Origin of the sequence: Eubacterium sp. An11 (genome assembly GCF_002161065.1) — a bacterium.
In the GTDB taxonomy this organism is placed as follows: Bacteria; Bacillota; Clostridia; order Lachnospirales; family Lachnospiraceae; genus Anaerobutyricum; species Anaerobutyricum faecale.
The window spans coordinates 55,398-70,544 of record NZ_NFLV01000003.1 but is presented as its reverse complement, the minus strand read 5'-3'; the positions used below and the strand labels follow the sequence as shown (position 1 = coordinate 70,544).

Genomic DNA, 15,147 nt, shown 5'->3' with positions numbered 1-15,147 from the left:
TCGAAATAATCGAAAATGAAAAGGCAGGTGAGAAATATGATGGTTTTGATCTGTTACGATGTGAACACAGCCACTACATCTGGACGTAAACGCCTGCGAAAAGTGGCGAAAGAATGTCAAAATCATGCACAGCGCGTACAGAACTCTGTTTTTGAAGCTGACCTGGACTATTCTGCTTTTCTGAAACTCAAAGACAGACTGGAAAAACTGATAGACAAAAAAATGGACAGCCTGCGTTTCTACTATTTGGGTAACAACTGGAAACGCCGCGTCGAACACATTGGAGCAAAAGAAACTTACGACCCGGAAGGAGTAATCATCATTTGAACCTTTCGGCGAACCTGTGGTAATATGAAAAATACCAGCAGGTTCGCCGATAATTATAGTAAAAACGATTGAATATTTTTCATTTTTGCTATTAAAAATCAAAAAATAAAGTCTGCCTCTCCATATTTGGTGGCGTGATTGCTTTTGTTCACGAAATGTAGCGGTCATGCCCCGCGAGGGGCATGGGAGTAGAAATTGTTGTGATTAAACAAGAGGCAGCCGATTTCATGTCATGCCCCGCGAGGGGCATGGGAGTAGAAATATCATAAATATTATTTCCGCAAATATGCTTACAGTCATGCCCCGCGAGGGGCATGGGAGTAGAAATCGTCCTTCCGTTCATAGGCCATCACATAGCCGCGTCATGCCCCGCGAGGGGCATGGGAGTAGAAATTTCTGCTGTGTCCACCATATCGGCAGAATCACCGGGTCATGCCCCGCGAGGGGCATGGGAGTAGAAATCTTCAACGAGCTCCTCGCAGCAGCCGGCCGGAAGTCATGCCCCGCGAGGGGCATGGGAGTAGAAATCAGTTCCATCGTCTCCAGTTCCACCGCAAGCAGCGTCATGCCCCGCGAGGGGCATGGGAGTAGAAATTCGCCGCGTCATAGTCATACTCAATCTGCCTCGAAGTCATGCCCCGCGAGGGGCATGGGAGTAGAAATCGCGCAGCCCATTGTCATACCACTCTGTTACTCTCGTCATGCCCCGCGAGGGGCATGGGAGTAGAAATCTGCAGGATCATCCGGCAGTCTTCCAGGCGCACGTCATGCCCCGCGAGGGGCATGGGAGTAGAAATTTCCGAATGTCAGCAATTTATCAATTCCTCTGTTGGTCATGCCCCGCGAGGGGCATGGGAGTAGAAATCTCCCTGTATTTATACGGCCTTTCGGCTTTATCGTCATGCCCCGCGAGGGGCATGGGAGTAGAAATGTTTCTTCGGCTGTACGCTTTGACCTCCGCGCCGTCATGCCCCGCGAGGGGCATGGGAGTAGAAATCTATTTGTTCCACCTCCTTCCCATCTTCCAGAAAGTCATGCCCCGCGAGGGGCATGGGAGTAGAAATTGAATTGTCCAAGATGCCAGTCTGCCGTGTGTAAAATGTCATGCCCCGCGAGGGGCATGGGAGTAGAAATTTTCTTTGGCGGTGTAGAATGCAGCGCCCCGGATTCCAGTCATGCCCCGCGAGGGGCATGGGAGTAGAAATAGCATTCCCATGGCAGAATCGCCCTCTGTGGCGGTCATGCCCCGCGAGGGGCATGGGAGTAGAAATAATGTCAGGCCGCCTGTGTCTCCGATATCGTATTTGTCATGCCCCGCGAGGGGCATGGGAGTAGAAATGATCATATCCTGAATGTCTTTCAGAGCGGTACTGTGTCATGCCCCGCGAGGGGCATGGGAGTAGAAATCCCGGAAAGAGAACTGATTTCTCCGGCCAGCCGTGTCATGCCCCGCGAGGGGCATGGGAGTAGAAATGGTGTAGGTGGCCGCCGGGATCATTACCTGCGCCGTCATGCCCCGCGAGGGGCATGGGAGTAGAAATTTTCCAGACCTTCCACGGCACCCGGAAGAAATTATCCGTCATGCCCCGCGAGGGGCATGGGAGTAGAAATCATAGGATTGTGTTTCTGATATTTCTTCCTCGTTGTCATGCCCCGCGAGGGGCATGGGAGTAGAAATCCAAAAGGGCGGCGCGGCTTGCAGAGTATGAGCGTCATGCCCCGCGAGGGGCATGGGAGTAGAAATTTTTGTGGCCATTGCGGGGAGCCGATGACCGGTGGTCATGCCCCGCGAGGGGCATGGGAGTAGAAATGCGGTCGCCGCCACCTTCCGTGGCTGCTGTGTTGTCATGCCCCGCGAGGGGCATGGGAGTAGAAATTTTTTATCGCCTCGGTGAATAATCCGGTTAATACGTCATGCCCCGCGAGGGGCATGGGAGTAGAAATCCAGCACACGCTGGTTGTGTTCTGCGGGTTGTCCGTCATGCCCCGCGAGGGGCATGGGAGTAGAAATCGGTAAATTCAATGATTGCGGCAAGGTTTTCTTTGTCATGCCCCGCGAGGGGCATGGGAGTAGAAATTTGATAATGATGGATTACATGTTGAAAATACTGGTCATGCCCCGCGAGGGGCATGGGAGTAGAAATCTAAATCCATCACAATTTTCAAACTATTTATACGTCATGCCCCGCGAGGGGCATGGGAGTAGAAATTTTGATCTGCATGCCAAGGATTCGGTAAACGCCAGTCATGCCCCGCGAGGGGCATGGGAGTAGAAATCCGAGACACCCTGCAGTTCCTTTCTCAGCTTTTCGTCATGCCCCGCGAGGGGCATGGGAGTAGAAATGGAATGATTTTGAGTACATGATCCGGATGCTGCCGTCATGCCCCGCGAGGGGCATGGGAGTAGAAATTAGCACAGCATCTAAATACTTGATATTTACATCGTCATGCCCCGCGAGGGGCATGGGAGTAGAAATTGGAACGTACTCCGGTGTCCTTCGGGCCCGGGGTCTGTCATGCCCCGCGAGGGGCATGGGAGTAGAAATTTAAAGATTCAATGCAGGATTTTACAATCCGCTGTATGTCATGCCCCGCGAGGGGCATGGGAGTAGAAATTCTCTCTGGGGCAGTTGGCTGCAGTACGATCTCGTCGTCATGCCCCGCGAGGGGCATGGGAGTAGAAATTTTTTAATGTGTCCGCGAATCCTTTGTCGAGAGCTTGTCATGCCCCGCGAGGGGCATGGGAGTAGAAATCTACGACTTCCACCCCTTTCAATTGGTGTATAACGTCATGCCCCGCGAGGGGCATGGGAGTAGAAATCGGTAAGCTGTGGAACAGCAATCGTTACCCGGTGTCATGCCCCGCGAGGGGCATGGGAGTAGAAATTGCCTTCCAATCGAACAACCATAGGCTTAGTCCGTCATGCCCCGCGAGGGGCATGGGAGTAGAAATTTTTATCCAACCAACCGTGATTAGTGTGGCTTCCGGTCATGCCCCGCGAGGGGCATGGGAGTAAAAATGGAGATTGAATCATCGAGTATGTGGAAGTGTTTAGTTATGTCCCATGAGAGATATAGAAGTAGAAATAATTAGTATGGCTTGAAGGACAACTCTTTAAGGAGTAAAGTCTGAATGAGTATGAGAATACTAATTTGAGTATGATCAGTAACCGGATACAAATTTGTGTTATATTGAATTAATTGTAGAAGAATAACTATATATTTACACGTAGAAAGGCGAACCTGTAGTTATACTTTATTATCTAAGGACTTCGCCAAAAAGATTACTTTTTTTGCAAGTATTTTAGAAACTTTTGTGTTTTATCTAATAATATTTTTTTACTATTCGAATATTTTGTAGTTTGAAAATTATTAATCACTATATATAGCGGTCACATCTCGCAGAGATGTGAGAGTAGAAATGCCGCATCAGTTGCCTGCCCAGTGGGATTTACCAGGTCACATCTCGCAGAGATGTGAGAGTAGAAATCGGTGTTGAACACTTCCACTCCCGTCCCGGTGTAGTCACATCTCGCAGAGATGTGAGAGTAGAAATCTGAAGATGGGGAGGACACGATGTGTCTATGCCAGTCACATCTCGCAGAGATGTGAGAGTAGAAATTGCATACCCTCGCCACGTTGTTTAACGAACATCGTCACATCTCGCAGAGATGTGAGAGTAGAAATTGTTGACTTGGAGGTATATGGCCCACTGTACGACGTCACATCTCGCAGAGATGTGAGAGTAGAAATCTCCAGAAATGAAGTTATTGTATGAATCAATAAAGTCACATCTCGCAGAGATGTGAGAGTAGAAATTATCGATTCGTTTTCTAGGTGATAATTCCATTATGGTCACATCTCGCAGAGATGTGAGAGTAGAAATCAGTACTTCGGCATCCACGGTATAGTCCGTGAAGGTCACATCTCGCAGAGATGTGAGAGTAGAAATTCTGGTGGTTTTTCTTTCCTTTACTTCCGCTCCGTCACATCTCGCAGAGATGTGAGAGTAGAAATTTATATGTCCGCATTGTTCGGTGGCAATGTCACAAGTCACATCTCGCAGAGATGTGAGAGTAGAAATATCCTATACTCAGATAAATAATGCTCAAAAGATTGTCACATCTCGCAGAGATGTGAGAGTAGAAATGTCTGTCCGGTATGGCCGGACGCTTGTTTTTGTGTCACATCTCGCAGAGATGTGAGAGTAGAAATGATTTTACCAATGCGGTAAACTCCGGGCAAAAAGTCACATCTCGCAGAGATGTGAGAGTAGAAATGAGTATAATGCACGGAAATCTTTAGATTACGAAGGTCACATCTCGCAGAGATGTGAGAGTAGAAATGTCATATCCGCCGTCGAACGCCCCGAACTCCATGTCACATCTCGCAGAGATGTGAGAGTAGAAATTTCGCGAGCCGCGTCTTGCCGGCTCCCGGGTCGCCGTCACATCTCGCAGAGATGTGAGAGTAGAAATCAATCCGGCACGGGTTCCCCGTGAGGCAATCAAGTCACATCTCGCAGAGATGTGAGAGTAGAAATAGCAAATTCTTCCAGATTCAAAAAAACATTTTCGGTCACATCTCGCAGAGATGTGAGAGTAGAAATCAGAAGCAAAGGTAAATGGTAATTGTGAAATATGTCACATCTCGCAGAGATGTGAGAGTAGAAATTTATTAATCTGCCGTAATATATGTATACTGCAATAGTCACATCTCGCAGAGATGTGAGAGTAGAAATATCTCAGGCGACAGGCAGTGGCAATCTGACAGGTCACATCTCGCAGAGATGTGAGAGTAGAAATTGGTCTGGTGGTGCTTCTTTTCTGGTGGTTTCTCCGTCACATCTCGCAGAGATGTGAGAGTAGAAATTTTCATATATGACTTATTACTTTCTTCGTAATAAGTGTCACATCTCGCAGAGATGTGAGAGTAGAAATGCTGTCTCTTCCTGCGGCTCTGCCTCCGGTTCCTCCGTCACATCTCGCAGAGATGTGAGAGCAGAAATTTTTTTGAGGTCTGCTGTGCTGGTGTGGTAGGCTGCCACATCTCACAGCGGATCCCGATACTGTGGCAGGCGGACCTAAGATGTCCCGCTGTGCTGAACTTTGGGACTCCATCAGCCGATACATTTATACCGGACTGCAGGGAGGTTCCATCATGAAAGGTTGGATGGAGCGTGAAAACGAAATGATTGCCTGCTGTTCGGACAGGATAAGACCAGTTATTTTTAAGATTGGGCGAATTAATTATGATGATTGATGGGAAAGCAGACAAAAAGATATTTCATGCCACCTTTTCTAAGCCTGGCAAGTCATTTGCTGATCAAAAACCGTATAGTGCAGTCAGAGAAGAAATTTACTTTTAGTAGAAAAGAGGTTTTTTATGAAAACATCCGATGAAAATTCATTTATGAAAAGTGCTCTCTTTGCAAAAAGAGATGGCAATAAAATATTCGGCATCATATACCGTCCCGTCGGCAACGAAAATAATACAGATGTAAAATTCCCGGCGGTGATTTATTCTCATGGTATTGGCGGCTCTTTTTCAAATGGAGAAGAGTATGCCGCTGTTCTGGCAAAAGCAGGCTATGTAGTTTATTGTTTTGATTTTTGTGGCGGCAGTATGGGTAGCCGCAGTGAAGGCTCAGTCTTTGATATGTCCGTTTTTTCGGAACAGAAAGATTTGGAATCGGTGCTCTGTATGGTAAAGGATCTGGATTATGTGGATGAAAATCAGATATTTCTTCTTGGGGCCAGTCAGGGAGGAGTTGTTTCTGCAATGACTGCATCCAGCCATTGTGAGGATATCGCAGGTATGATTTTGCTGTATCCGGCGTTTGTATTGTTTGATGATGCAAAAAGAATGTTTGGTTCTCTGGAAAATGTTCCGGATACGGTTTCCCATATGGGAATGACACTGGGAAGAGCGTATTATGAGAGGTTGTTTGTATATGATATTTATGAAAATATTCAGAAATATCCGGGAGACGTACTGATCATTCACGGCGGAAAGGATGAGATTGTGCCGGTTGGATATGCGGAGCGTGCACAAAAGACGTATCCTTCCGCTGTTTTACATGTGCTGCCTGGTGCAGGTCACGGCTTTTCGGGTAGTGATGATAATAAAGCAATAAAGTGGATGTTACAGTATCTGGAAAACAAAAGAAAAATAACATCAGAAACCATGAATATGAAAGTGGAGGATAATGAAAAAGAATGGAAGGATTGCGTGAAATAAATGTAAAATCCATCAAAGATATCAAAATCGGTCAGACAGAAAATGTATCGGCCGGCACCGGCTGTACGGTTATTCTGGCGGAGAATGGCATGGCGGCCGGACTTGATGTGCGGGGCGGCGGTCCGGCATCGAGGGAGTCGGAGTTGATGAATCCTCTTGCGGCGGCGCAGGAAATCCATGGAATTGTGCTGGCCGGAGGCAGTGCCTTCGGACTGGATGCAGCTGGTGGTGTCATGCAGTATCTGGAGGAGAGAGGGATTGGTTTTGATGTGGGTGTGACAAAGGTTCCGCTGGTATGTCAGGCGGATTTATTCGATCTGACCGTTGGAGATATGTCGGTGCGGCCGGATAAAGCCATGGGGTATCAGGCCTGCGTGAATGCAGAAAAAGGAAATTACAGAGATGGCTGTTACGGCGCCGGATGCGGTGCCACGGTAGGAAAGTTTGCCGGAATGGATTATTGCATGAAGTCCGGCATCGGCAGCTATGCGGTGCAGATCGGAAGTCTGCAGGTGGGCGCTGTAGTGGCAGTCAATGCATTGGGAGATATTTATAATTGGAAAACCGGAGAAAAAATTGCCGGGCTTCTGACAGAAGATAGAAAGTCATTTCGGGATACAGTCGAAATAATGTATGCCAGAACAGATGTTGTAGATAACAAATTTACCGGTAACACAACGATTGGGGTCGTCATTACTAACGCAGATTTTAAAAAGCCGGCTCTTTGTAAAATTGCCGGTATGGCGCAGGATGGTTACGCCCGTGCTATTCGTCCGGTGCATACCAGTGCCGACGGGGATAGTATTTATGCAGTGTCGGTTGGAAATGAGACGGGAAAGATAAAAGCTGACCAGGATCTGGTGGGAACACTGGCTGCAGAGGTGATGAGCGCGGCTATCGTGCGGGCGGTGACTAATACGGAGAGCGCCTATGGTTTTCCGGCGTATCGGGAGTTGAAAGACAGAGAAAATAAGAAATAAAGTTTTATTTTATGATGGAGGAATCATTCATGTCCACAATACAAAAAGATATTACAATATTCGAAAGCACATCTTCCACTGCTCCTCTCATTCTTTTAAATACTGTACAAAATGAGGGTGAACAGGTTTATGACTCCGTGGTCAGTATGGCAGACGTGGATTTCTCTATGGCCGCGATCGGAAACCTTGACTGGAACAGAGAGATGACTCCGTGGCCGGCGCCGGCGGTGATGCGAGGAGGAGAGGATTTTGCCGGGAAAGCCGATGGATATCTGAAGGAACTGACAGGAACCATTCTGCCGGATATCCTTGCGAAGATTTCTGCAAAGCCAGAATATATGGCGTTGGCGGGATATTCTCTGGGAGGCCTTTTTGCTGTTTACGCTTTGTACCGGACGGATTTGTTTGATCGTGCAGTAAGTGCATCCGGTTCGTTCTGGTATCCGGATTTTCTGGATTTTGTCAAAGAGCATAGATTTTGCCGAAAGCCAGTCCGGCTGTATTTTTCACTGGGCAATAAAGAGGCAAAGACGAAGAATCCCGTCATGAAGACTGTGGAAGAGCGGACAAGGGAGCTTTACCGATGGTATCAGATACAGGGGATTGATACGATTTATGAGGAAAATCCCGGCAATCATTTTCAGGATGCTGTTAATCGTATGGCAAAGGGAATTGTCAGTATACTGCAATGACATTTCATTTTGGGACAGGGAGGAATGACAGAATGGATATCGCAATCATCACCGGCGCTTCCAGCGGACTGGGTACGGAATTTGCCCGGCAGATTGACAGAAACGAAAGACTGGACGCCATCTGGGGCATAGCCCGGAGAGAGGATCGTCTTGAGGAGATTGGCAGGGAATTAAAGCATCCTTTTCGTGCTATGCGCTGTGATCTGACAAAAAAGGAATCTTTTATGCAGATAGATGAGCTGTTAAAAAAAGAAAATCCCAATGTGAAAATCCTGGTTAACGCGGCAGGGTTCGGGAAAATCGGTGCATGGTCAGACATTTCACTGCAGGATTGCGAGGATATGATTGATTTAAACTGCAAGGCGGCGGTGAAGATGACCCAGTTAGTGCTGCCATATATGGAAAAAGGCGGACGGATTCTGGAAATCGTGTCCACGGCGGGATTCCAGAGCTTTCCGTATCTGAATGTCTATGCGTCCACAAAGGCATTTCTCTACAGGTACAGCCGGGCGCTGCGTGTGGAGCTTTTCGGGCGGGGCATCCATGTGACCGCCGTCTGTCCTTACTGGGTGAAAGATACGGAGTTTATCGGCGTGTCAAAACAGACAAACAACAGTCGGTATATCTGTCATTTTCCGCTGGCATCCCGAAAGAAAAACGTGGTGGCAGGAGCTCTGTTTGCTGCCAAAGTGGGCCTTCCGGTGGCAACACCGGGAATCGTCTGTACCCTGCACCGGATTGCCGCCAAATTTATTCCAAATGAAATCATGATGGGCCTGTGGGCATTGCTGAGAAGAATTTGAAACATATAGAAATTTAAGAAATATAATATTTTTGTTTTTAAAGAAATGATTTATATGATATAATGAAGGAAATATTTGGCAGGGTATGAGAAAATGAATGAGTAACGACGGGAGGGATGGTCAGTGGCGAACATTATCGCGATAATCTGGGATTTTGATAAAACCTTGGTGGACGGATACATGCAGGATCCGATCTTTAAACACTATGGCGTGGATTCCAGGCAGTTTTGGAAGGAAGTTCATGCCCTTCCTCAGAAATACATGGAAGAGCAGGGAGTGCGGGTCAATAAGGACAGCATTTATCTGAATCATTTCATTCAGTATGCCAATGAAGGGATTTTTGAGGGACTGAATAATGAAATGCTGCGGAAGTTCGGCTCTGAGCTGACCTTTTATCCGGGGATTCCGGAGATTTTTGAGAAGACCAGGCAGATCATCCGCAAAAATCCCGCCTACCAGGAATACGATATCCGAGTGGAACATTACATTGTCAGCACCGGAATGAAGGAAATCATTGCAGGTTCTCCGGTGGCCGAATATGTGGATGCCATCTGGGGCTGTGAATTAATTGAAAAGGAAAAGAATGGCAAATCAGTCATCAGTGAAATTGGCTACACCATTGATAACACATCTAAGACGAGGGCTATTTTTGAAATCAATAAAGGGGTGCCGAAACATCCGGAGATTGATGTGAATTCCAAGGTGCCGGAGGAACTGCGGCGCGTCCGGTTTGAGAACATGATATACATAGCGGATGGCCCCAGCGATATCCCGGCATTTTCCGTTGTCAATAAAAATGGCGGCGCCACTTTTGCTGTTTACCCAAAGGGGGATCTGGATGCATTCCAGCAGGTGGAGCAGATGCGCCGGGACGGCCGCATCGATATGTACGCTGAGGCGGATTACAGTGAAGGAACGACCGCCTACATGTGGATCGAGAATAAGATTGTCCAGTTCGCCGAGAAAATGCGAAACGCAGAAAAAGAGAAACTGACGTCATCCATTTCCAAAGCGCCGATACATTTGGAAGATTAAGATGATCTATGCTATAATATTGGCATGATCTTCGGAGAATGCAATATAAAAAATGTGGCGGAGGAGGTATTTGTATGGAAGAACATAAAGCTGTAAAGATTTTTACTACCGTCGATAATCTGCAGGCGGAGATGATTTTGGCAGCCTTGAAGGATCAGAATATTCCCGCTTACAAAAAAGATCTGGGAAACGCCGGTTTCCTGAACATGTATACCGGTAATTCCAGATTTGGGGAAGAGATTTATGTGGCGGACATCAATGTTGGCAGGGCCCGCCAGGTGCTGGAGGGCATTGGGCTGCTGCCGGAAGAAGAGTAATGTGGGATTTTCTTATTATTGGATAAGGAAGAAACGGATAATATCGTTTGCTGATATTTTCCGTCAAAAATATACAGGCAGAAAGGAAGGATAGCATGAAACAAGACGTGAAAGAGTATACGGAACAGAAGGTAAAAGAGATGATGGGATCATTTTCCTGCTGTGCGGAAGCAAAAGAGGCAGGACAGAGATGGCTGGACGCCCTCGGAACGGATAAAGAGGAAGAAGAGACAAAGAATCTGATGGCGGAGCTGGAAGAAGATATCATGCCGATTGATACTCTCATCGCTTTTGCATCTTCGGACGCCGGCGCACAGGTATTTGGAGCAGAAAAGACAAAAGAAGTGGCTGCTCACGCAAAGGGAATCAAAGAGGCAGGAGGAAAATATTGTGACTGCCCGGCCTGCGCTGCCATTGAGGCGATTTTTGAGAAGAAAGATGAGATTCTTTCATAAAAGCTGATGACAACTCTTTTTATAATTGTATTGTGATAAGAATAGTTTTTTGTGGCAGAGATGATCTATCATCCCTGCCACTTTTTATATCAATACAGGAGTCTTTATCATACTGAAAAATCTTTGGAGAAGGATTCCTTTTGACACAAATCTATAAAGGCCAGCATATTTGGCGTCAGATATTTGCTTTTGTGGTAGATGATATTGAGATTTCTCCGGATGGGTTCGGTCAGGGGAACCATTGCGACAAGTTTTTCTCTGATGTCTCTCTCTACCAGCAAATAGGGAAGCACAGCCACGCCGATGCCTTCTGATACACCCCGGACAATAGCCTGAGTGCTGGAACTTTCCCATACCGGTCGGACAGAAATCTGCTGCAGAGAAAGGGCGGCGTCAAGGATTTCTCTGCCGGCGCTGCCGTGTTCCCGCATGAGAAAAGGGTATTCAGCCAGCTGGGATAGGGAGACATCTGTTTGCCGGGTCAGGGGGTGATGACAGGGAACGATGGCGCACATGGTATCTTCCATGAAAGGGATGAAGGTCAGTTCCGGATGTTCCGGCTGGGTTTCAATGAGGCCGATGTCGATGGAGTTATTTAAAATATGCTGTTCGATGTCGGAAGATTTGCTGATGATGGCTTCCAGGTGCAGTTTTGGATATTCCCTTTGAAAGCGGCGGGTCAGCGCGGGGAGGATATGCGTGCCGATGGTAATGCTGGTGCCAATGCGGATGGAACCGACGGCGTCCCAATTTTTCATTTTCTTTTCCATTTCCTGGAATAACGAAACGATGTGTACGGCGTAGCCATAAAATTCTTTTCCTCCTTCTGTGGGGGAAATGTGCCTGCCGATGCGCTCGAAAAGTCGGAGCCCATAATAGTTTTCCAGTTCTTTGATGGCGAGACTTACGGAAGGCTGCGCCAGATGCAGATCTCTGGCGGCTCCGGTGATGCTGCCCTGTTGAAATACAGTCACAAATATTTTCATATGGCGAAGTGTCATGAGAATCCTTCCTTCCCTGTTATTGTAGATTACATTTTAAGTCCAATGAAAAAATGAAGATATTTACATGGGATACATTTGCTTGAAATAAAATATATTTTCAATATATAATAAAAATATTATCTTTATCATAAAATAATACTATTTTTCTTATGAGTCAAGGGGCGGTATACTGTTGGCAGAAGGAGGAAACTGCCATGGGAGAAAAAAGAAAAATATTGATTCAGATTTTTATATCGACTCTTTATTTAAGTGCCTTCACCTTCGGCGGAGGGTATGTCATTGTCACGCTGATGAAAAAGAAATTTGTGGATCAATATCACTGGATAGAGGAAAAGGAAATGCTGGATCTGATTGCCATCGCGGAATCGGCGCCGGGAGCCATCGCGGTCAACGGAGCAGTGGTAGTGGGATATAAACTGGCTGGCATTGCCGGCGCGGTCACCGCCGTGGCTGCCACCATACTGCCGCCCTTTGGTATACTTTCCCTGATTTCAGTGTGTTATGATACTTTTCGGGAAAATGTACTTATCGGTCAGATGCTCACGGGAATGCAGGCTGGCGTGGGCGCGGTGATTGCTTCTGTGACTTACGATATGGCGGCGGGAGTGATGAGGGAAAAACGCATTTCTTCTATTATAATTATGGGCGTATCTTTTGCCGCCACCAGTTTTTTCGGCGTGAACGTCATTTATGTGATTCTTATCTGTCTGGCTTTGGGCGTTTTCCAGACAATTTCAAAAAATGGAAGCCGTAAGAACAGACATTCGATAAGGATGGATGAAAGGAGGGCGGGATTATGATATACCTGCAGCTTTTTCTGAGTTTTTTGCAGATTGGATTGTTCAGTTTTGGAGGAGGATATGCGGCTCTTCCACTCATTGAAAATCAGGTGATCACACTTCATCACTGGATGACCGTTTCAGAATTTACGGATCTGATCACCATATCTCAGATGACTCCAGGACCCATCGCCGTCAATTCTGCCACCTTTGTGGGTATCCGCATTGCGGGAATCCCCGGAGCAGTGGCTGCCACGGCGGGATGTGTGTTTCCGTCCTGTATCATCATTTTCATCCTGGCAAATCTTTATCTGAAATATCGGAATGGCAGCCTTTTAAACGGTGCTCTCACAACCCTTCGGCCGGCTGTGGTGGCAATGATCGCATCTGCTGGCTTGTCTATTTTACTGACCGCTTTTTTCCAGAACGGGCAGAAAATAACACTGAATGGCATTCAGTGGGAAATGGTACTTATTTTCATTCTGTGTTTCATTCTGCTCCGCAAAACGAAAGTAAGCCCGGTGGCGGTGATGCTTCTGGCGGGTGTAATGAAAGTTCTGTTTTCGTTGTAAAAGGGTAAATTTCCATAAACGTTATGTCTGATACCGATGAACCTGATTTTTTGAACCCTGCTCTATAGAGTATAAGAAGGGATATGCTCCCAGGCCTGTCGATGCCGGGAAATCCGGCGTGGCAAGAGACATTCCCTCGTATACCAAGGAAAGGCAGGGTATTTTTATGAAAAAACACAGAAAATCAAAATGGAAAAAAATTTGCGCCGCTGCGATTGCCGTCATGATCATCGCTGCTGGAATGAAGATTTCTTCTTCTGTTCCCCAAATCCCATTTTTTACGGAAAGCGGAAAAAATCTGTCCTCCGGTTCTGATGTGCTTCCGGAAGGCAGCGTCAATCTGAAAAAACTGAATAGTCCCTATGCGGTGCTTATGGATGTGGAATCCGGAAATGTGCTGGCAAAACAGAAAAGTACAGCTCGAATCTATCCGGCGTCCCTGACAAAAATCATGACAGCTATTGTGGCCATTGAGCATACAGATAAGATGGGAGAGAAGACAACGGTTCCGTCAGATATTTTTTCTTCATTATATGCAGAAGATGCTTCTCTGGCGGGATTTCAGCCGGGGGAAGAAGTAACATGGAAAGATTTACTCTATGGTATTCTGCTTCCGTCCGGGGCGGAATGCTGCCTGACTTTTGCAGAACATATCGCCGGTTCAGAAAAAGCCTTTGTGGATATAATGAACGAAAAGGCAGAAGAACTGGGTATGAGGGATACTCATTTTTCCAATGTGACAGGATTGCAGGATAAAAAGCATTACAGCACGGTGGAAGATATGGCTGTCTTACTTCGATATGCGCTGAAGAACGAGACATTCCGTCAGGCTCTTACCGCCAGGCGCTACAGTGTTCCACCGACAAATGAACATCCGGAAGGATTTACTTTTTATAACACCATGTTTCAGGCCATGGACAACGCCGGTATCAGCGATGACAATATTTTGGGCGGCAAGACCGGGTACACGGAGAAAGCCGGGCTCTGTCTTGCCAGTCTGGCAGAGATTAACGGCAGAGAGTACATCCTTGTCACCGCGAAAGCCGACGGGAATCATTATACGGAACCGTACCATGTGATAGACGCAGAAAATGTATATGAGCAGATTCGGCAAGTAATGTAAAATAAATTGCATTTTTTTGTCACAAAATCGCTTCCTCAAACGTTTATATTATAAAGACATTAAAGAACTCTTTCTTCGAAAATCTTTTGAAAGAAGTATGAACTAAAATAATTGCCTGTCTGTTTATGAGATGGTATAATATATTACAACACATTAGTACAAAAATGCAACCAAATAACAAACAGCAGAGTTGATTTTGCAAAAAATCAACAGAAATGAGGCGCCTATGAAAAAAGTAAAAACACACACGTTCCTGGTTCCAGCCGTGGCCGCAGCTATTATTCTCATTTTGTCAGGATTTATCGTGTCTCATTTTGCCAATGCCAATGCGAAAGAGTACCGGAGTGCCAAAGCGATTTTTACGAACCAGCTGGAAAAGGACACCACGGAGCTTTCGTTCTGGCGAAATGGCAGATGTTACACTACCACGAACAAGGAGACCATAGCTTCCATTTTTTCTCTGCTGCAATCTCTGAATCTGCGGGAAAGTCAAAGAGCGGAGATGAGCGGATGCTATCCCCTGGAACTGACTGCGGGAAACAGAATTATTTCTTTTGCCGTGACCGAGCATCAGTTGATGATCTGCAGCAAAAAATATGAGACAGATAAAGATATTACGCCGCAGATTTATGAGGCTTTTTTCGGAAAGGCGCCAGAATAAAAAATAAATAAATGATACAGAAGAAGAGATGTGTATAAGATCATCCGGCGTTCGAATTGGACGCCGGATGATCTTTTGTCCGAATGTTCTGGCGGAACTTTCCCGACGGTATCGATTATTTGTGGATTATTTGCGTGATATATTTCTGCCTTGTTTACC

General features: G+C 46.5%; 14 protein-coding genes and 2 CRISPR repeat arrays. Of the genes, 13 read left to right on the top strand and 1 reads right to left on the bottom strand.

Annotated elements, in window-relative coordinates:
* Positions 1-36 precede the first annotated feature (36 nt).
* The 9 genes from cas2 (at position 37) to B5E53_RS03640 (ending at position 10,849) form a co-directional block, all read left to right on the top strand.
* Positions 37-327 carry a CRISPR-associated endonuclease Cas2 gene (gene cas2 / locus B5E53_RS03680; protein WP_087312697.1) on the top strand — a complete coding sequence of 97 codons (291 nt, stop codon included), beginning with the start codon at positions 37-39 and terminating at the stop codon, positions 325-327.
* Between the two features lie 163 nt (positions 328-490).
* Positions 491-3,348: a CRISPR direct-repeat array (repeat unit 33 nt; unit sequence GTCATGCCCCGCGAGGGGCATGGGAGTAGAAAT).
* A gap of 370 nt (positions 3,349-3,718) precedes the next feature.
* Positions 3,719-5,335: a CRISPR direct-repeat array (repeat unit 32 nt; unit sequence GTCACATCTCGCAGAGATGTGAGAGTAGAAAT).
* Between the two features lie 80 nt (positions 5,336-5,415).
* Positions 5,416-5,589: a TIGR04076 family protein gene (locus B5E53_RS03675; protein ID WP_204245487.1), complete on the top strand. Its 174-nt coding sequence runs from the start codon at positions 5,416-5,418 to the stop codon at positions 5,587-5,589.
* A gap of 123 nt (positions 5,590-5,712) precedes the next feature.
* Positions 5,713-6,567 carry an alpha/beta fold hydrolase gene (locus B5E53_RS03670; protein WP_087312695.1) on the top strand — a complete coding sequence of 285 codons (855 nt, stop codon included), beginning with the start codon at positions 5,713-5,715 and terminating at the stop codon, positions 6,565-6,567.
* Positions 6,555-7,547, top strand: coding sequence for a P1 family peptidase (locus tag B5E53_RS03665; RefSeq protein WP_087312833.1), 993 nt, complete (start codon positions 6,555-6,557; stop codon positions 7,545-7,547). Before B5E53_RS03670 ends, B5E53_RS03665 begins: the two co-directional genes overlap by 13 nt.
* A gap of 29 nt (positions 7,548-7,576) precedes the next feature.
* The gene (locus B5E53_RS03660) at positions 7,577-8,239 is read left to right on the top strand and encodes an alpha/beta hydrolase-fold protein (RefSeq protein WP_242963502.1); all 663 of its coding nucleotides are present in this window, start codon (positions 7,577-7,579) and stop codon (positions 8,237-8,239) included.
* A gap of 32 nt (positions 8,240-8,271) precedes the next feature.
* Positions 8,272-9,042: an SDR family NAD(P)-dependent oxidoreductase gene (locus tag B5E53_RS03655; protein WP_087312693.1), complete on the top strand. Its 771-nt coding sequence runs from the start codon at positions 8,272-8,274 to the stop codon at positions 9,040-9,042.
* Between the two features lie 123 nt (positions 9,043-9,165).
* Complete coding sequence (locus tag B5E53_RS03650) at positions 9,166-10,077, top strand: HAD family hydrolase (RefSeq protein ID WP_087312692.1); 912 nt, start codon at positions 9,166-9,168, stop codon at positions 10,075-10,077.
* A gap of 74 nt (positions 10,078-10,151) precedes the next feature.
* On the top strand, positions 10,152-10,394 hold the full coding sequence (locus B5E53_RS03645) for a DUF2007 domain-containing protein (RefSeq protein WP_087312691.1): 243 nt from the start codon (positions 10,152-10,154) through the stop codon (positions 10,392-10,394).
* Between the two features lie 95 nt (positions 10,395-10,489).
* Complete coding sequence (locus tag B5E53_RS03640) at positions 10,490-10,849, top strand: molecular chaperone Hsp90 (RefSeq protein WP_087312690.1); 360 nt, start codon at positions 10,490-10,492, stop codon at positions 10,847-10,849.
* 107 nt (positions 10,850-10,956) lie between these two features.
* Here B5E53_RS03640 and B5E53_RS03635 read toward each other — a convergent pair whose 3' ends face one another.
* Entirely contained in the window at positions 10,957-11,835 is an 879-nt protein-coding gene (locus B5E53_RS03635; protein ID WP_242963501.1) for a LysR family transcriptional regulator, read from the bottom strand.
* 212 nt (positions 11,836-12,047) lie between these two features.
* Between B5E53_RS03635 and B5E53_RS03630 the strand changes: the two genes are divergently transcribed.
* The 4 genes from B5E53_RS03630 (at position 12,048) to B5E53_RS03615 (ending at position 14,988) form a co-directional block, all read left to right on the top strand.
* Entirely contained in the window at positions 12,048-12,653 is a 606-nt protein-coding gene (locus tag B5E53_RS03630; protein ID WP_087312688.1) for a chromate transporter, read from the top strand.
* On the top strand, positions 12,650-13,204 hold the full coding sequence (locus B5E53_RS03625) for a chromate transporter (protein ID WP_087312687.1): 555 nt from the start codon (positions 12,650-12,652) through the stop codon (positions 13,202-13,204). The genes B5E53_RS03630 and B5E53_RS03625 overlap by 4 nt, the downstream gene beginning before the upstream one ends.
* Positions 13,205-13,370: 166 nt before the next feature.
* Positions 13,371-14,327: a serine hydrolase gene (locus B5E53_RS03620; RefSeq protein ID WP_242963500.1), complete on the top strand. Its 957-nt coding sequence runs from the start codon at positions 13,371-13,373 to the stop codon at positions 14,325-14,327.
* 226 nt (positions 14,328-14,553) lie between these two features.
* Positions 14,554-14,988, top strand: a complete 435-nt coding sequence (locus tag B5E53_RS03615; RefSeq protein ID WP_087312686.1) for a hypothetical protein — start codon at positions 14,554-14,556, stop codon at positions 14,986-14,988.
* The last annotated feature ends 159 nt before the right edge of the window (positions 14,989-15,147 follow it).